Genomic DNA, 19,236 nt, shown 5'->3' with positions numbered 1-19,236 from the left:
ACATATCGATTGGTGTGCGCCGCCGCTTAGTCGTTGTCCGAAGGTTGCGGGATCCATTGGCGCAATTCCCGCAGGATTTGCGCGCGGCTCTTGGGCAGCGCGTGGATCTCGCGGCGCCGCGCTTGCGCTTCACTTAGATAGTAGAGCGTGGCGTCAATGCGTTCCAAATCAACATGCTCGATTGAAGCCAATAGCAGACGGTACAGGTCGAGCTGGCGCAATTTTTCGGCAATGTCCGCTTCTTCGGTGGGTTTGCGTCCCGTTTTCCAATCGACGATCGTGAACAGTTTCGTCTCGTCCGATTCGTCGAGTCCGCCCGCGAATACGGCGTCGAGTTTGCCGGGCACGATTTCGTTGAGCCCCTGCAACGCGCGCCGTTCTTCCTCGGTGGCGTCGGCCGCGATTTCTTCAAGCGGCAGCGCCATGACAATACTGCGCTCGGCGCTCACCACCGTGCGACGCGCCCAGCGCGAGTCCACGAGGCGCCGCTGCCATTGTTCATAGCGCTGGTCGGCGCGCTTGTCGCCGCTCGACTGTTCATGGCCGATATTGGCCATAAGTTCCTCTCGCGTGACGCCCGTGTCAGGGCCGGCCAGCAGGAAACGTTCGGCCCACGCGTGCAAACGCGTGCCGGCGAGCGCCTGCGGCGAGGAGATCGACGGGACGGGGCGCACGATCGAGCGGAAATACTCGCGTTGGTCTTTGTCCATTTGTTGCAGCGACGTGACTTTGAACCGCTGGCTGCGCAACGCGCTGATCGCGCGCCGGTACACGGATTCATCGAGATCCTGCGCCACGGCGCTTGTAAGGTCCGCGTCGGCGAGCAGTTCCTGCGCCCGGTGCAGCAGGCTGTTGCGCTTGGCATTGGCGGCTGGTACCGCGGGCGCGGTCTCCTCCGCTTTGCGCCGCGCCTGGCGGGCGTGGTCCGCAGAACGCGCCAATGCTTGTTCAATGCGCTGTTCAAGATTGAACGGCCACGGCAACGTGCTGTCGTGTTCGCGAGTGGTGGCGGGCGCGTTCCATGCGTCGCCGACCACGCGGTTCATGAAGGTTTGCGCGTCGTCGCCGATGAAATAGCCGACGGGCAGTTTCCAGCCGAGGCTGGCCGGCGTGGTGTGCTGCGCGTCTTGCGCCTCACGAATGTTGGTCGGCGTCCATGCGCGCGGCTGGTTTTCGTAACGCATCGATTCGAAGGTTTCCATCCAGAACAGCGAGGAGAACGCGCCAATATAGTCTTTGCCGTTGTCGTCGCGCAAATAGCTTTCCGTCGGTTCAGGCTCGGCGTCCAAATTGGATTCTTGTGCGAACGTGAGCAGCGCCTCGTATTTGGCGCGTGTCAGCGCCACATACATGAGGCGGCGTTCCTCGGCGAGCTTCGTGCGGCCCGTCTCCTGCTCTTGGGTCATGTAGAAATGCTTTTGCAGTTCGGCCGCGAATTCGTCGGTGCCGAGCACGTCGCGGAACGGCCCCAACACGTTGCTCACCTCCGCATCGATCAGGGACGCGCTTTTCATCGCGTCCAACGCCTCGATCGCGTCGTCGCTGTCGGCGCGCGCCGGGAAGGCCGGCAAAATGGCCGAGTCCACGCGCACGGGATTGGGCACCGAGGTGGAGTCGTCGAGCCATGACGGCGCGTTCACGTCATAGTCGGGCGCGTCCCAGTCGGCGTCGGGTCCCGGCACGGTCGCTTCGCTCGCGTCGGCCACCCACGCGTAGTCGCCTTTCTCGTAATATTCGCGCGTCTCGCCCGTGGCGGGATCTTCGGCGTCCACCAGATGGTTTTCACCGCGCCGCGTCATGCGGTTGATCGACAGCGTGCCGCTGGTGGCGCTGCTGGACGGGAACTTGTCGCGCTTAAGATTGACGATCGCCACGGCCTCCCATTGCAAGCCTTTGGCCTTGTGGATCGTCATGAGCTCGACTTCGGGCGTCTCGTCGGCGTAGGCGATGTCGCCCGCGCCGCCGTCGTCCATCGATACGCTCGCGCGTCCCAAGGAACGCACCCAGACGAGGAAGCCGCGCAACGTGGGCCGCAAGTCGGCCGGCAACTCGTTCGTATAGGTGGTCACAAGCTCCACAAGCCCTTCCACGGCGCCGCGCGCCACACTCGGGTTCACATGCGAGCGCGAACGCAACGAGGCCGCCACCACGGTGTCGATGTCGAGTTCAAGCGCCTGTGCGGCCGTGCGCACGGTGTTGGCCACCGATCCGTACATCGATTCCTGCACGCGCCGGATCATGGCCGCCACTTGCAATACGGCGCACTGGCCGCGCTCGCTCAGCTCGCTTTGGTCATGCAGCAACGCTTCCACGTCGTCGCGCATAAGCACGTCCACAAGGAACACGGCGTTGGCCACACGGTCGCAGTACTGGCGCACGAGTTTCGCGCGCGTCTGGTACTCCTCCACGCCGGTCGGCACGAGCCCGGCTTGCACAAGCGCGCGGTAGCGGTAGTCCGTGTTCACATGTTCGGCCAGTTCGGCGAGCGCGCGCAAATCCTTGGAGCTCAACCCGAAGCGCGGTGTGGCAAGCAGGCGCATGAGCGGATTCGAGTCCGTGTGGAACGCCACCACGCTCAGCAACGCGAGCGTGTCCACCACTTCGGGCATGTCGAGCAGCGCGGAATAGCCGTAGATGCGCGCGGGAATGCCCGCTTCGCGCAACGCGTCGAGGAACACGGCGAGCTCTTTGTTGCCGCGACCCAAAATGGCCACGGGAGCGCCGGACACGGGTTCCTCTTCCCCGCGTTCCACACGGTCATGGTAAGCGGCGAGCGCCTGTTTCACGAACCGTACGACGCCGTCGACCTGTTCGCCGGCCGTCTCGTAGCCGAGCACGCCCACGGTGCCCGAGGCCGCCGTATTGACGGGTTTGAGTTGTTGCACGTCCACTTCCTGCACGGCGGCGCTGCTAATTTTGCCGGGCGCGCGGCGCAATTGCACGGTCAGGTTGTTGGCGGCCTGCAGCACGGTCGGCAGGTTGCGCCGCGTGTGCGTAATCGCGTACGGCTCCTGGGTGGCCGGCAGATCGAGCGAGCGTTGCAGCATGCGGAACGCGCCCGCGCTGGCACCGCGCCATCCGTAAATCGACTGGAACGGGTCGCCGACGGCGCTTAACGCCGAACGTTCCTTGTCGGAAATATGGAACAGTTTGGTCAGCAGGTTGGCCTGCGTGGTGGACGTGTCCTGGTATTCGTCGAGCAGCACGTGCGTGTAGCGCGAACGGTAGCGTTCGCCAATGGACGGGAAGCGCGAGACGAGCTGGAACGCCGCGACCGTGAAGTCCGAGAATTCGGCCACGTGCCGACGCTTTTTCTCGTTCTGGTACGCTTCGACGAATTCGAGCAGCAGGTTGCGCCGCGCCGTCGCGTCGCGCATCTCAAACAGATGGTTGATCGCGCGCTGCGCCGCCTTGAGCGCCTGGTATTCGTGCGCAGCCTGGCGGTACTCGTCCTGTTTGCCCGGGTCCTTCGCGTTTTTGCCGCGCGGTTTGCTGGGCGCCTTGCCGTGTTCGGCTTCAAATTCGCTGTCGTCCACGAATTTGCGTTCGCCGATCACGCGGTCGAGTTGCGTGACCCACGCGTCGTCCCATGCGCGGATTTTTTGGATGGCCGCCTCCATCGTGTCGCAGCCTTCGCCGATCATCGCGTTCGCGATATTCGTCGACAGCGTGTACACGTCGTGGACGATCGTCAGGAAGTCCTGCAACTCTCCCGTTTTCGTGGAAAACAGTTGCGCGTTTTCGAGAATCAGGTCGCGCGAATCCTCCACGACATCCGCAATGATTTGCATGGCGGCCACGTCGCTGACGGGTTGCATCGTCTGGTCGAATCCGACAAGCAGCCCGTACTGGCGGATGATGCCTTGGAAGAACGCGTCGTACGTCATCACGTCGGGCTGCAGGAACGACGGCACGGACATGTTCTTGCGGTTGGCGGCCACGGCCATGCTCACGCGGCTGAGCAGCTCGGCCGCCGCCTTGTTCGTGAACGTGAGGCCGAGGATCTGTTGCGGACGCGCGCCGTGGTTGATCAAATAGATGATACGTTCCGTCATCGTGTATGTTTTGCCGGAACCGGCGCCCGCGACGACCACGACATCGTCGCGCAGCGGGGCTTGCACAATATGCGACTGTTCCGGGGTTGGAGTCTTGCTCATAGTTCCTTCGTTTCATAGACGGTGGCGATGGCGCGGGCGCACGCCGGGCACAGGTCGTGCAGACGGCACCGTGACATGTGGTACGGCTGGGGGTACGCGAGAATGTCGGTCGACCGGACCGCGCAGGCCGCGTAATAGACGCGCGCGATCATCGCGAGCGACCAGATGGCGAGTGTGGCGCGCAGTCCTGTGAACTCGTTCCAGACCTCCTCGCGCACGCCCTCGGGCCTGGCCGTGAAGTCGAGTCCCGTTTTCTTGTAGAACAGTCGGTTCACGGGATCTTTCAGATAGTAGCGGTCGACGGGAGTCGCACTATTGAGCGAGCCCGTCGCCGGGTCGAACAGCGGCGGCTGGAACACGCCTTCCGGCTGGCTGTAGTAGGAAGCGGGCGCGTCATAGTCGCGCACGAAAAACAGGTCCGACTGCGCGATATTCGGCATCCTGCGGATCGCGGCGGACCCGCGCAACGGTGTCGCGTCGCTGAACGCGAGTCCCAGCTGGTAGCACACGAGCTGCAAGTCGTTGAACTGGCGTTCCGTGGAGAAACTGGCGCCCGTTTTGTAGTCGATCAACCGCACGGTTTGTGCGCCCGATGCGGTGACGCGGCGCTCGAGCCGGTCCATGCGGCCGCTCAAATGTACGGACAGTTTCGGATCGTATCCGTCGGGCCAGCCCTCGCCGCCGGCCTCTCCCAGCGTGAACCGCATCAGCGCCACGAGTTCGTCGGCCGTGACGGGCGTATGCAGCGACGGGATCGCGTTGTAGGCGTCGAGAATGTCGTGCAACGTGAAGGACGCCGAGAACTGGCGTTCGGGATCGGAAGATTCGAGCGTGCCGACTTCGAACTTGTCATGGTTGTTCGCCAAATATGCGGGCTCGTTCGACATGACGAAATACCATGCGATATTGAGGAGCATCGTGCGCGCCTGCGCGTCGCGGCGCAGCGCCTGGAACTGTTCTTCGGGATCCTCGATTTGTTCGGGATCGAGGCGTTGCGTCTCGTAATGCGCGAGCAGCAGCTCGTAGATGGCCGTGATGCGTTTGGTAAGGTCCGGCTCGTCGGCGAGGAATTGCGGATCGTCGAAATGTTCGCGCGCGCCGTATTCGGCGACTTCGTGGATGATGCTGCCGAACGCCATCGACACCTTGGAGACTTGCGGTCCTGCGAAGCGCGATTCCATAAGCCAGCACACGGGGCATCCCCAGATGCTGTCCACATTGGACGGCGACAACGTCACGTGCAAGGACTGGTGCGATGCGGCAGCGGGTATGGCAGTTACGGGGGGCGCGTCGGTCCCGGAGGGCGCGGCGCTCGCATCGTTCGCGTTCGCCACATCGCTCGGAACTGCCGGCATGAACTGCCACGTGGATGGATCCGCGGCGGCAACGCCATGGTCGGCGAGCAGTGCGAGCGTATCGAGCGCATCCTCGTATTCGGGGGCGCCGGGATCGCGCGTCGTGATGATTTCTCGCGCCAACGCCACAAGGCCGCGCATGTCCGCATTCAGCGTGGTGTCGGCGAGCACCGCGTCCAGTTCGCTGTTGCCATTGGAGTCGGGCTGCGCTTGCGCGGTTTCGGGCACGGCGTTGTCGGTCCAGTACACGCGCGTTTCGGGTTCGCCGTCGCGCGCGCGGTTGTACCATTCGGGCAAGTATGTGTAGAGGAAGTCCGAAGGGGCTTCCTCGTCGTTGATCACGGCGCTGACGCGCACGTCCGCCTCGGCCCTGGTAAGCGCCACAAGGAAGCTTTTCTGCTCGCCGGCCAGCACTTCACGCAATTTGAGGTCGCTGACGCCGCGCTGCGCTTCACGCTGCTCGTCCAACGTGCCATACAGTTGCACGTCCACGAGGTCTTCGCCGCCAAACATCGTGTTGCGCGGCACAAGATTCGGCCACACGCCTTGTTGCACGCCGGGCAGCCAGACAACGGGCCAGTGGCGTCCCGCGGCGCCGGCGGGCGTGGTGAGCGTGACGGCCGAGTCGATGGGCGCGGTTTTCGCAAGCGAATCGGCTTCGATTTGCAGTTGGCGCACGTGATCGATGAAGGTGGTGATCGTGCCCGACTGGTCGGCGCCTTGTGCGTATTCGAACAGGCGCATGGCCGTGTCGAGACGGTCGTTGGCGTCGCGGCCGGCCTGTGTGTTGAGCAGCGCCTGCGTTTGCCAATCTTCAGCTACCGCGCACACTTCCCACGCGTCCATAAGCGCGAACTGCGGCTGCGGGGCGCGCAACGCCCGCAAGCGCGCGGCCAGCTCGTCCACGAGGCTCCACAGGTGTACGAAGGCGCGCATCTGCGGATTGTCTTCGGCCGCGTCGGCGCCATAGACGGCGTTCACGGCGTCTAGAATGTCGGTGCCGCCCGAGCAGGCGAGCAGGATGAGCATCGCGTCACGGCCGAACGGCAACGATCTGCTGGCCGGGTCATGTGCGCCCGACATGTCGATGATGACGGGACCGTCTTGCGGCTGGTCGCGCAGCAGCGCGGCCTGCAGCGTGTTCCACTGCTCGATGATCGCGGGCAATGTGGCGGCGGCTTGCGGGGCGTCTGGGTCGTCCGCATGCTCGGCAGATTCCTGCGGCCGGGCGTCTGGCGCTTCCGGCGCTTCTTGCTCCGCTTCTGGCTCTTGCGGCAGCACCCTGGGCTCCCCCGGCCGTTCCAACACTTGCGCAAGCGAACCGAGCGCGTCCATGGCGGCGTCGATCGCATGCAATTGCAGCGGCCGCGCATTGGCCGCCACGAGCGGGCTCGCGGCCAACTGTTCCACGCGCTTGCGCACGTAGCCGGCCAGCTCGCGCGGATCGCGCGACTCGTGCGGGGCGTTGCGCAATTGGGCGAGCTCGATGAGGCTGAACAAGCCCTGTACGAACGGTTCGTCCTTGAGCGGTTTGGTCACCGAGGAATAGCGTACGGGAACGCCGTCCGCGCGCAGGCGTTCGCCAAGCGCGCGGATCGCATCGTTGTCGTGCATGATCACGGCCATCGCGTTCCAGTCGCGCAATGCTTCCGGTCCGGCCAAATGCTGCGTTTTGATCTGCCAGACCACGGTGTCGAGTTCTTCGCGCGCCGACTTGAACTGGCTTGTGCGCACACTGCCATCGCCGCGCCGCGCGTCGTCCGCGGCCAGCGTTTCGATCGGCCACGAGCCCGGCACCACGGGCAGCTTGCCCGCGCGCTTGGGAATCGCGGCGTCCACCGTCTCTTCGGGCGAGGTGATCGACAGGCTCACGCGGCTTTCCACGGTTTCAAGCATCGATGCCCCGTCACCAACGGCCTGTCCACCATCACTTTGCGCCGCGCTCTTTGGCGCCACTTCCACCACTTTGGCGCCGAGCTCCCCCACCACATGGTTGAGCACATACTCGGGGTATGAGCCGCGGAACGTTTGCACCGACTCGTCGGCGTTGCCCGTGCACACGATCTGTACACCGGCATGGTGCAGCGTGCGCAGCAACATGAATCCCGACAGCGTCACGTCCTGCACGTCGTCCACGACAAGCGCGTTTGGCAAATGCGGCACACGGTCGACCACATGCGCGGCCGACGCGAGCAGACGCGACGAATCGAGCCGGTATTCGTCGGGATACGTGACAGCGATGCGCTCGTCGTATTCCTTGCGCAATGCGAACGCAAGTTTCCATTGGATGCGCAGGCGTTCACCGCGCAACCCCGCGTTTTCCGTGGCCTCCAAATATTCGTAAGGGTTCGTGGCATCGAGTTCGTTCATGCGCGCGATCATGTCGCGAAGCTGCATGACGAACGCTTCGTTCATGCCTTGCGTGAGCAGCGTTTCCGTAGTGGCCGACAGTTGGACCGTCTCTCCCGTCAATCCGGAATCGTCCTGTTCACGCACAATGCCGGCCCACGTGTCGGTGGCGAAATATTCGCGCAGCAGCTCGCAAGTCGCACACAAATCGCCCGTCATCGCGTGCTGCACGTGCACGGCGAGCACTTGCCGGATCAGCGCGTCCTGTTCGGCGCCGTTCAGCAGTCGCGGCGGCTTTTTGCCGGCCAGATTGCCATAGTCGGACAGCATGCGGAACGCGACGGCATTCAGTGTGGTGACGGGCCTCGCCTGGCTGACGGAACCGAGTTCGCGGATCAGGCGGTCGGAATATTGGTCGGCCAGCTGACGGTTGGCGACGGTCATGACCACGTTCGATTCTCCGAACCGTTTCACGCACGCCACAAGCGCACGGAACGCGGCTTCACTTTTCCCTGACGCAGGCGCGCCCGTAATCAGTACCGTGTTCCCCGCAGCGCCACGTTGCGCGGGCGCCGCGTCCAATATGTCCGTCAAAAGTTCGTTTATTCCGGATTCAGTCACGTCCGTTCCCTTCGTCCGCCGTACCGTAATCGAAAACCACTGCCAGCCTACTCGATCGGAGGCGGCAAGTGCGGAATGTATCACTCTCGAATCAAGAAATATATATAAAAAGACCCCGCCACTTTCGTGACGGGGCCGATTGAGATGAGCCTACGTGAGGCTATCCGAGACCGGGGCCGGCATCACAGCGGATGCCGGCGTCCGATCATCTGAGCGGATCAGATGTTGAAATCGAAGTCGGTGTCGGAACCGAGGTCCGTCGCACCGCCGTTGTCATTCAGGAAATCGTCCGGGTTGAAGTCGTCGCCGATCTTCAGGTCGCCGAAATCGATCGTGGAGAAGTCCACGTCGGACAGGTCGGCGTCGGAGAAGTCCGTGTTCAGATCGCCGTCTTCGGTCAGGCCGAAGTTCGGGTAGATCGTGTCGCGGATCGCCTTGTCCGGCTCAACCGTCGCGTTGCGGTAGCGCGCCAGGCCCGTACCGGCCGGGATGAGCTTACCGATGATGACGTTCTCCTTGAGGCCCTTGAGGTCGTCTTCCTTCTCGGAGAGAGCGGCTTCGGTGAGCACGCGCGTGGTCTCCTGGAACGAAGCGGCCGACAGCCACGATTCGGTGGCCAGCGACGCCTTCGTGATACCCATGAGTTCCGGACGGCCGGTAGCCGGACGGCCACCGTTCTTCACGGCCTCGCGGCTCGCTTCCTTGAAGCGGGACTGGTCGACGAGCTCGCCCGGCAGCAGGTTCGTGTCGCCGGAGTCGATCACGGTGATACGGCGCAGCATCTGGTGCACGATGACTTCGATGTGCTTGTCGTGGATATCCACACCCTGGGAACGGTACACGTTGTGGACTTCCTCCACAATGTTCATCTGGGCGGCGCGCGGGCCGAGGATGCGCAGGATCTTCTTCGGATCCACGGAACCCTCGATGAGCTGCGTGCCGGCCACCACGTGCTCGCCGTCCTTGACCATAAGCGGTGCACGGCGCGTTACCGGGTAGGAAATCGGCTCGACGGAATCGTCGTCAGGCGTCAGCGTGACCATGCGGCCGCGCTCGGTGTCCTCGACCTTGATCGTGCCGGGGAACTCCGCGATCGGAGCCTCGCCCTTAGGCGTACGGGCTTCGAACAACTCGGTAACACGAGGAAGACCCTGCGTGATATCGGAAGCCGAGGCGACGCCGCCGGAGTGGAAGGAACGAAGCGTCAGCTGCGTACCAGGTTCGCCGATGGACTGTGCTGCCACAATACCGATGGCTTCGCCGACGTCCACGAGCTTGTTCGTGGCCAGCGACCAGCCGTAGCACTTGGCGCACACGCCGCGCTTGGAGTCGCAGGTCAGCACGGAGCGGGCCTTGACTTCTTCCACGCCGTGGGCGACCATGTCGCGCAGCACGTCCATGCTCAGCGCGTCACCGGCGGAGTACAGCACTTCGCCCGTGGCCGGATCGAGCACGTCGGTGGCGAGCAGACGGGAGTAAGGACCACCGTCGGCCGCCTTGACGAGCACGAGGTTGCCGTCTTCGTCGCGTTCCGCGACCTTCATCGGCAGACCGCGCTTGGTGCCGCAGTCCTCTTCGCGCACGATGACTTCTTGGGCGACGTCCACAAGACGACGCGTCAGGTAGCCAGACTCTGCCGTACGCAGTGCCGTATCGGCCAGACCCTTACGGGCGCCGTGCTGGGAGATGAAGTACTCGAGCACGGACAGGCCGTCGCGGTAGTTGGACTTGACAGGACGAGGAATAATTTCGCCCTTCGGGTTAGCCACAAGACCACGCATACCGGCGATCTGGCGGATCTGCATCCAGTTGCCTCGTGCACCGGACTGCACCATGATGTTCACGTTGTTGTCATCATGGAAGTTGTCGCGCATGGCGTCGGCGACCTTGTCGGTGCATTCGGTCCACAGGTTGATGAGCTCCTGGCGGCGTTCCTCTTCCGTCAACAGACCCATGTCGTACTGGCTGTTGACCTTGGCGGCCTCGTCTTCGTATCCCTTGATGATCTCGTCGCGCTCCGGCGGGGCCACGATGTCCGAGTAGGCCATCGTCACGCCCGACCACGGTGCACGCGTGAAGCCGAGATCCTTCAGGGCGTCCAGCGACGCGGCGACCTGCTGCGTGGAGTAACGCGTAGCAATATCGTCCACGATCTTGGACAGGCGGCCCTTCGGCACCTGCTCGTTGATGAACGGGTAGTCCACCGGCAGCGTGTCGTTGAACAGGATGCGACCCAGCGAAGTAGCGAACAGGATAGAGCCATCAGAGAAGCGCTCTTCCTTCACCACGTCTGGGCTGCCCGGTTCCGGATCGACGACTTCGAGTTCGCCCGGCTCCCAGCCGGTCGGCAGCACGAAGTCTTCCGGCAGGCGGATGAGCACCTTGGCCTGCATGTCGATTTCACCGCGGTCGAGCGCCATGCGCGCTTCGTCGAGCGAAGCGAACACGCGGCCCTGGCCCTTGGCGCCGTCCACCACGGTGGACAGGTAGTACAGACCCAGAATCATATCCTGGGACGGCATCGTCACGGTGTGGCCGTCGGCCGGCTTCAGAATGTTGTCGGAAGCCATCATCAGCGAGCGGGCCTCGGCCTGGGCTTCGGCGGACAGCGGCAGGTGGACTGCCATCTGGTCGCCGTCGAAGTCGGCGTTAAAGGCGGCGCAGGCAAGCGGCGGCAGGTGGATGGCCTTGCCTTCCACGAGGATCGGCTCGAAGGCCTGGATGCCCAGACGGTGCAGCGTAGGTGCACGGTTGAGCAGCACCGGATGCTCGGAGATCACGTCTTCGAGCACGCCCCACACTTCGGAGTCGCCGCGGTCCACAAGACGCTTGGCGCTCTTCATGTTCTGGGCGAAGCCCTGGTCCACGAGGCGCTTGATGACGAACGGCTTGAACAGCTCGAGGGCCATCGGCTTCGGCAGACCGCACTGGTGCATGCGCAGGCTCGGGCCGACCACGATCACGGAACGGCCGGAGTAATCCACACGCTTGCCCAGCAGGTTCTGACGGAAGCGGCCCTGCTTGCCCTTGAGCATGTCGCTCAGGGACTTGAGCGGACGGTTCGAGGCGCCCGTCACCGGACGGCCGCGACGGCCGTTGTCGAACAGGGAGTCGACGGCTTCCTGCAGCATGCGCTTCTCGTTGTTGAGCATGATCTCCGGGGCGCCGAGCTCGATGAGTCGCTTGAGTCGGTTGTTACGGTTGATCACGCGGCGGTACAGATCGTTGAGATCCGAGGTCGCGAAGCGGCCACCGTCGAGCTGCACCATCGGGCGCAGGTCCGGCGGGATGACCGGGATCACGTCGAGCACCATGGCCTCCGGTTTGTTGCCGGTGGTCAGGAAGGCGTTGACGACCTTGAGGCGCTTGAGGGCGCGGGCCTTGCGCTGGCCCGTACCGGTCTCGATCTCTTCACGCAGTTCCTTGGCGGTGCCTTCGAGATCGAAGTCCTGCAGGCGCTTCTTGATGGCTTCGGCGCCCATGCAACCTTCGAAGTAGTCGCCGTAGCGGTCTTCCATCTCGTGCCACAGATCCACGTCGTTTTCCATGTCGCCCGGCTTGAGCGACTTGAACTTGCTGAACACGAAGTTCAGGCGGTCGATCTGGTCCGTGTACTTCTGGCGGATGGCGGCCATGTCGCGCTCTGCGCCGTTGCGCAGCTTCGTCTTGGCACTGCCCTTGGCTTCGCCTTCGGCCTCGAGGGCCGCGAGATCCTCTTCAACCTTCTTGGCGCGCTCCTCGATTTCGAGATTGCGGCGGCGTTCGAGGCTGTGGATCTCGTTGTCGAACTCTTCCTGCAGGTCCGGCAGGTCCTGGTGGCGAGCTTCCTCGTCCACGGAGGTGACCATGTAGGAGGCGAAGTAGATGACCTTCTCGAGGTCCTTCGGCGGAATGCCCAGCAGGTAGCCCAAACGGCTCGGGACACCCTTGAAGAACCAGATGTGCGTCACCGGGGCGGCGAGCTCAATGTGGCCCATGCGCTCACGGCGCACACGGCTGCGCGTGACTTCCACGCCGCAGCGTTCGCATACGATGCCCTTGAAGCGCACGCGCTTGTACTTGCCGCAGGCGCACTCCCAGTCGCGGGTAGGTCCGAAGATCTGCTCGCCGAACAGGCCGTCTTTCTCAGGCTTGAGCGTACGGTAGTTGATCGTCTCCGGCTTCTTCACTTCGCCGTAGCTCCAACCGCGAATGTCGTCCGCGGTGGCCAGACCGATCCTCAGTTTGTCAAATGCGTTGACGTCCAGCACTCTTTAAATCCTGTCTTTCGAAACGTTTCTTATGGTCGTACTTGACTTACTTGTATTCCGGTTCGTCCATAACCTGGTCGGCCCTGGAATTCGGACGCGCTCCAATGTTGAAGCCCAAATCGTTGGAACGGGAAACAGGATCGTCGTCCTCTTCCTTCATGTCGATGGCCACGCCTTCGGCGTTGAGCACCTCGACGTTCAAGGACAGCGACTGCATTTCCTTGAGCAGCACCTTGAACGACTCCGGGATGCCTGCCGGCGGCAGGTTCTCGCCCTTGACGATGGCGCCGTATGCACGCACGCGGCCGTCCACGTCATCGGACTTGGTCGTCATCATTTCGTGCAGCGTGTAAGCGGCACCGTAGGCCTCGAGGGCCCACACTTCCATCTCGCCGAAACGCTGGCCGCCGAACTGGGCCTTGCCGCCCAGAGGCTGCTGCGTAATCATCGAGTACGGACCCGTGGAACGCGCGTGAATCTTGTCGTCCACGAGGTGGTGCAGCTTCAGCATGTACATGTAGCCAACGGAAATCGGCTTCGGGTACGGTTCGCCCGTACGGCCGTCGAACAGCGTCGCCTTGCCGTTGGAGCCGACGAGCTTGTTGCCGTCGCGGTCCGCGAGCGTCGTGGACAGCAGGCCCTTGAGCGTGTCCTGGCGCACACCGTCGAACACCGGCGTGGCCACCGGCGTGCCCGGCTCGGCCTTTTCGGCGCCCTTCGGCACGTACTTCTTCCATTCGGCCTCGAGGTCCGGATCCAGCGAGATGTCCCAGCCCTGGTGAGCGACCCAGCCGAGGTGCAGTTCGAGCACCTGGCCCAGGTTCATTCGCGAAGGCACACCCAACGGGTTCAACATGATGTCGACCGGGGTGCCGTCCGCGAGGAACGGCATGTCCTCTTCAGGCAGGATGCGGGAAATAACACCCTTGTTGCCGTGGCGGCCCGAGAGCTTGTCGCCCTGCGTGATCTTGCGGTGCTGGGCGATGTAGACGCGGATCATCTGGTTGACGCCGTTGGGCAGCTCGTCGCCGTCCTCTTCAGCGTCTTCGCGCGTGATTTCCTTGACCGCGATAACCGTACCGGTCTCGCCGTGAGGCACACGCAGCGAGGTGTCGCGCACTTCGCGGCTCTTCTCGCCGAAGATGGCGCGCAGCAGGCGCTCTTCCGGAGTCAGCTCGGTTTCGCCCTTCGGCGTCACCTTGCCCACAAGGATGTCGCCGGCTTCGACCTCGGCGCCGATGCGGATGATGCCGCGCTCGTCGAGGTTGGCCACGGCGTCTTCGCCCACGTTCGGCAGGTCGCGCGTGATCTCTTCGGCGCCCAGCTTCGTTTCACGGGCGTCGATCTCGTACTCCTCGATGTGGATCGAAGACAGCGTATCGTCCTGGACGAGGCGCTGGGAAATGATCACGGCGTCCTCGTAGTTGTAGCCGTTCCAAGGCATGAAGGCGACGAGCAGGTTCTTGCCCAGAGCCATTTCGCCCTGTTCCGTTGCCGGGCCGTCGGCCAGAACCGTGCCGGCTTCCACGCGTTCGCCGTCGTGGATGAGCGAAACCTGGTTGTAGCAGGTCGTCTGGTTGGAACGCTGGAACTTCGCGAGCTTGTAAGAGCTCTCGGTGCCATCGTCGTTCATGACGCGGATCATGTCGGCGGACACGTAGGTCACAACGCCCGGCTTCTTGGCCAGGATCACGTCGCCGGAATCGCGGGCGGCGCGCCATTCGGCGCCGGTGCCCACGAGCGGACGCTCGGACTTGATCAGCGGGACGGCCTGGCGCTGCATGTTCGTACCCATGAGCGCTCGGTGGCCCTCGTCGTGCTCGAGGAACGGAATGAGGGAAGCGCCCACGGACACCATCTGGCGCGGGGACACGTCCATCATGTCCACCATTTCCACGGGGACATCTTCCGCTTCGCCGGCGGCGTCACGCACCAGGGCTTCCTTGGCGGTGAAGTTGCCGTTGTCGTCGAGCTCCTGGTTGGCCTGCGCGATCACGTGCTCGGCTTCCTGGTCGGCCGTCATGTAGACCACGTCGTTGGTCACGTGGCCGTTGACCACGCGGCGGTACGGCGTCTCAATGAAGCCGAACGGGTTGATGCGGCCGAAGGTTGCGAGCGAGCCGATCAGACCGATGTTCGGGCCTTCAGGGGATTCGATCGGGCACATGCGGCCGTAGTGGGACGGGTGCACGTCTCGCACTTCCATGGACGCGCGGTCGCGCGACAGGCCGCCGGGGCCCAGTGCGGACAGACGGCGCTTGTTCGTCACGCCGGCCAGCGGGTTGTTCTGGTCCATGAACTGCGAAAGCTGGGACGTTCCGAAGAACTCCTTGATCGTGGCGTTCACAGGGCGGATGTTGATCAGCGACTGCGGCGTGATGGCTTCGGCGTCCTGCGTCGTCATGCGTTCGCGCACCACGCGTTCCATGCGGCTCAGGCCCGTGCGCAGCTGGTTCTGCACGAGTTCGCCGACCTGGCGGATACGGCGGTTGCCGAAGTGGTCGATGTCGTCCACGTCAATGCGCAGCTCGACGGGTTCGCCGTCGCGCATGCCCGGGAACGTGGAAGCGCCGTCGTGCAGCGCGACGAGGTACTTGAGCGTCGTCACGATGTCTTCGCGGCTCAGGCTGCGGTCGTTGTAGTCCTTCTCGAGGCCGAGCTTGCGGTTGATCTTGTAGCGGCCAACGCGAGCCAGGTCGTAACGCTTCGTGTTGAAGTAGAAGGAGTCGAGCAGGTTGCGGCCCGCTTCCGGGGTGGCCGTGTCGGCCGGGCGGATCTTGCGGTACAGGTCCGTAAGCGCCGCTTCCTGGGAATCGATCGTTTCCTTCTCAAGCGCGTCGAGCACGAGCGGGTAGCCTTCGAAGGCTTGGGCGATCTCAGACTTCGTCATGCCGATGGCCATGAGGAACACGATGGCGGACTGCTTGCGCTTGCGGTCCACGCGCACGCCGAGGAAGTCGCGCTTGTCGATTTCGAATTCGAGCCATGCGCCGCGGCTCGGGATGATCTTGGCGCCGAAGACTTCCTTGTCGGAAGAACGGTCCTGCGTGCGGTCGAAGTACACGCCCGGGGAGCGCACGAGCTGGGAGACGATGACTCGCTCGGTGCCGCCGATGATGAACGTGCCGTGCGGGGTCTGCAGCGGGAAGTCGCCCATGAAGACGGTCTGGGACTTGATTTCGCCAGTCTCGCCGTTTTCAAATTCGGCGTTCACATACAGCGGCGCCGAGTAGGTGTAATCCTTTTCCTTGCATTCCTGGACCGTGTGGCGCGGTTCTTCAAAGTAGGGATCGGAGAATGTCAGGCTCATGGTCTGGGCAAAGTTCTCGATCGGGGAGATTTCCTGGAAGACTTCCGCGAGGCCGGACATGTGGTTGACGGTATGGGTGCCGTTCTTCTCGTCCTCTTCTACGCGCTTCTCCCAGCGTTCGTTGCCGATGAGCCAGTCAAAGCTGTCGGTCTGTACACCCAACAGGTATGGCACATCGATAGGTTCGCGAATGGAGCCGAAATTCACACGATCAGTTGCGAGACGCAAATCGATATCGTGCTGGTCGGCGCGTGCGATGACTTCAGTGGTATTCGTCGTAGCTTCAGTTTCAGCCAATGGACGTTCCTTATCGCTCTCTTATTAGTATGCTGGTGATTCAGTGCAAAGCGCGAGAGCCGGCCGCTATATGCCTACGCGGGCGCTTTACCGTTGTCAGCATGCCCGCCATATGACATGCATATACGCAAAATCAATAATTTACCACAATTTTCGGCGTGTCTCAAGACAAAAACGACTTCGGCGTGTTATGCTTGTCCGTTTCATTTGCCGGAAACGTTCCATTAATAGATGATCAATCGACGATTGTTCACCACTCCCCCGATCAATGGTCCGCCAGTTACTGCACGGTGATCGAAACAGGGTCGCTGACTACCGTATCGTCGTCTTTCAATACAAGCTTGGCCACATACGTGCCGGCCTGCACGTGGGGAAGGTCGGCGTCGGCCACGCACTCGTCGCCGCTCGCGTTCGTGTTCCATACGATTTTCTGCTCGTCGTCGCCGCCTTTATAAACGAGTAGCGGCCGGTACGTGGACGGGCAGGCGTCCGAACGCCACACCGTGTTGTTGCCAGACGTGATCGTCAGCACGCGGTTGTCGTCCTCGCCGTCCACAAAGCAGCCTTCCGCACTATTGCCCACATACGTGATTTTCGCGGTGAACGTCACCGATCCGCCCACGCCCACCGTGGTCGTGTTCGGCGTAAGCGTCAGGTCGATGTCATCCTTGCCGCACATCGGCACTTTGCTCGTGGCCTTGGGCTGCGGCACGGCTGAACGCGAAGAGGACGTGTCGCCGGCCGCAATGTTCTGGCCGATCATGATGAATCCGCGGATCAGGCTGAACACGCAGAAAATGGCGACAAGCGCCGCAAGAATAAGCATGATGCGCCGGCGCATGAACATCGCACGCTTGTTGCGCTGCGCGGCGGAAAGGCGCTTCTTGGCGCCCTTCGGTTGCGGTTTTCCCGTACGCTGCGAGGTCGACGGACGGCCGCCGCGCCCCCGGAGTTGCGATTTTCCACCGCCACGGACGGCGGTACGTTTCTTCCCCGCCTTTGGTGACGCGGAAGAAGCCGCGGAACGATTCGTCTTCCTGGTGACCATATATCGCAACCTTTACGCAACGTGACAGCACTATTTGACTAAGTCCAGCATAACCGTACTCGCCGCCGCGCACACCGCCCAGTTATTGCGCCAGCTTATTATTGCGGCAGCCGAACCGCATGGCCGTCCACAATTTCAACAAGGCCGTCATGTTCCAGCGAATCGATACACAAGTCGAGCTGCGCACGGTCGGGCCACAATTCGCGCAACTTGTCGTAGGTCACCACGCTCTGCCCGTCCGGCAGATCACGCAGCGACTGCAAAATAATGCCGCGCACCTGCCGGTTCGTGCCCTGGAACCGCTGGCGCGGACGCGTACGCCGTTCCCCGAGGCCCGGCCGCCCTGCCGCCAAAAATACGCACATGGAACGCAACGGGCACGAATCGCAGCCGGGCTGTTTCGCCGTGCACACGAGCGCACCGAGCTCCATCACGCCCTGGTTCCATACGACGGACTGCGCGGCCGCCTCGGGCAGCACGCGCCACGCGAGCGTGCGCTCGACAGGACTGGTCGAGCCGCCCAGCGACTCGACGCCGAGGAACGCGCGGCCCAGCACGCGCCGGATATTCGTGTCGATCACGGCCACGCGCTCGCCGAATGCGAAGCTCATTACGGCGCTCGCCGTGTAGTCGCCGATGCCCGGAAGCGCCACAAGGCTTTCGTAATCATGCGGCAATTGGTCGTGGTATTGCTCGCTCACCACTCCCGCGCACTCCTGCAAACGCAACGCGCGGCGCGGATAGCCGAGCCTGCCCCACGCGGCGATCACCTCGGCCGTGGGAGCCTTGGCGAGCGCCGTGGCGTCGGGCCACTTGTTCATCCACGCTTCCCAGTAGCCGACCACGCGGCTCATCTGCGTCTGCTGGCTCATCACTTCGGACACGAGCACGCCCCACGGGCTCGTGCGGCCGAAGCGCCATGGCAGGTCGCGCGCATTCTGGTGCCACCAGAGCGCCAAATCGCGCTCGACGGCGGCCCGCATGAGGTCGATGTCATGTTCCTGTTGCGTGGTCAGAGATCGGGCTTTCGTAGTCACTGCAGTTCCGTTCCGTCAGTCATCCCAATTATTCTTGGGGCTGTTCCATACGTCATATGTAAATGACTCATTGTACGCATCCCAAATGAGAAAGCTGAAGTTCCGTGACCGACAATCCCGAATCTCAAGTTGAGCAAATGTTTGAATATGGCTACCGCAAGTCGAATTATGGTCCCGACGAGCTTGTGACCGACGCTCACGGCAACCCGATTTCCGTGGTCGACGCGATGATGAAGCCGGAAGACGCCGCGAAAATGGAGACGAGCACGCCGCATTTGTGCTACTACTCGCCGCGTATTCCGGGCAATACGGGCTCCGCGATCCGCCTGTGCGCGGTGACGGGCACGATTCTGCATTTGGTGGAGCCGCTCGGCTTCAATTTGAAGGACACGAAGCTGCGCCGCGCGGGCCTCGATTATCATGATATGGCGCATGTCGTGCTGCACCCGGATTTCGATTCGCTCGTCGAGTCGATGCCGAACTCGCGCATTATCGCGTTCACCGCGCACGCCACGAAGCTGTACACGGACATTGAGTATAAGCCGACCGACATTCTGCTGTTCGGGCCGGAACCGGGCAATATCCCGGATCCGACCGACATCATGTTCGGCCCGCATGTGGCCGAACAGGTACGCCTGCCCATGCGCCCGAGCCTGCGCAGCCTGAACCTCACGAATTGCGCGTCGATCGCCATTTATGAGGCTTGGCGCCAGCTCGGATTCAAGGGTGGCGAGTGAGGACGCTTATCCGCCTCTTACACTTTTGGCATCCCCTTCTGCATTTTGAGACATGAMACGCCGCGTTTCATGTCT

At 62.8% G+C, this 19,236-nt stretch carries 7 protein-coding genes; 1 reads left to right on the top strand and 6 read right to left on the bottom strand.

The genetic code is table 11. The features are described from left to right. Nucleotides 1-26: 26 nt before the first annotated feature. From BMAGN_RS00035 to BMAGN_RS00010, 6 genes are all read right to left on the bottom strand, one after another. Nucleotides 27-4,157: an ATP-dependent DNA helicase gene (locus BMAGN_RS00035; RefSeq protein ID WP_022859864.1), complete on the bottom strand. Its 4,131-nt coding sequence runs from the start codon at nucleotides 4,155-4,157 to the stop codon at nucleotides 27-29. Beyond that, a complete protein-coding gene (locus tag BMAGN_RS00030; protein WP_238548721.1) occupies nucleotides 4,154-8,482 on the bottom strand; it encodes a PD-(D/E)XK nuclease family protein in 4,329 nt (1,442 codons plus the stop codon). Before BMAGN_RS00030 ends, BMAGN_RS00035 begins: the two co-directional genes overlap by 4 nt. A gap of 218 nt (nucleotides 8,483-8,700) precedes the next feature. Then, nucleotides 8,701-12,732: a DNA-directed RNA polymerase subunit beta' gene (locus tag BMAGN_RS00025; RefSeq protein ID WP_022859862.1), complete on the bottom strand. Its 4,032-nt coding sequence runs from the start codon at nucleotides 12,730-12,732 to the stop codon at nucleotides 8,701-8,703. 46 nt (nucleotides 12,733-12,778) lie between these two features. After that, nucleotides 12,779-16,339 carry a DNA-directed RNA polymerase subunit beta gene (gene rpoB, locus BMAGN_RS00020; protein WP_022859861.1) on the bottom strand — a complete coding sequence of 1,187 codons (3,561 nt, stop codon included), beginning with the start codon at nucleotides 16,337-16,339 and terminating at the stop codon, nucleotides 12,779-12,781. 280 nt (nucleotides 16,340-16,619) lie between these two features. Then, nucleotides 16,620-17,387: a hypothetical protein gene (locus BMAGN_RS00015; protein ID WP_022859860.1), complete on the bottom strand. Its 768-nt coding sequence runs from the start codon at nucleotides 17,385-17,387 to the stop codon at nucleotides 16,620-16,622. A gap of 98 nt (nucleotides 17,388-17,485) precedes the next feature. After that, nucleotides 17,486-18,370 carry an HhH-GPD family protein gene (locus BMAGN_RS00010; RefSeq protein ID WP_081640890.1) on the bottom strand — a complete coding sequence of 295 codons (885 nt, stop codon included), beginning with the start codon at nucleotides 18,368-18,370 and terminating at the stop codon, nucleotides 17,486-17,488. 191 nt (nucleotides 18,371-18,561) lie between these two features. On the opposite strand from BMAGN_RS00010, the gene BMAGN_RS00005 reads away from it, so the two are divergent. After that, on the top strand, nucleotides 18,562-19,161 hold the full coding sequence (locus BMAGN_RS00005; RefSeq protein ID WP_081640889.1) for a tRNA (cytidine(34)-2'-O)-methyltransferase: 600 nt from the start codon (nucleotides 18,562-18,564) through the stop codon (nucleotides 19,159-19,161). Nucleotides 19,162-19,236: the final 75 nt, after the last annotated feature.

Origin of the sequence: Bifidobacterium magnum (genome assembly GCF_000741255.1) — a bacterium.
GTDB classification, from domain to species: Bacteria; Actinomycetota; Actinomycetes; order Actinomycetales; family Bifidobacteriaceae; genus Bifidobacterium; species Bifidobacterium magnum.
This window is presented reverse-complemented; position numbering and strand designations above follow the sequence as displayed.

Bases quoted from the DNA above. Each gene is read 5' to 3' on its own strand.
- BMAGN_RS00035 (WP_022859864.1), bottom strand. From the start codon at position 4,157: ATGAGCAAGACTCCAACCCCGGAACAGTCGCATATTGTGCAAGCCCCG.
- BMAGN_RS00015 (WP_022859860.1), bottom strand. From the start codon at position 17,387: ATGGTCACCAGGAAGACGAATCGTTCCGCGGCTTCTTCCGCGTCACCA.
- BMAGN_RS00010 (WP_081640890.1), bottom strand. From the start codon at position 18,370: ATGCGGGCCGCCGTCGAGCGCGATTTGGCGCTCTGGTGGCACCAGAAT.
- BMAGN_RS00005 (WP_081640889.1), top strand. From the start codon at position 18,562: ATGTTTGAATATGGCTACCGCAAGTCGAATTATGGTCCCGACGAGCTT.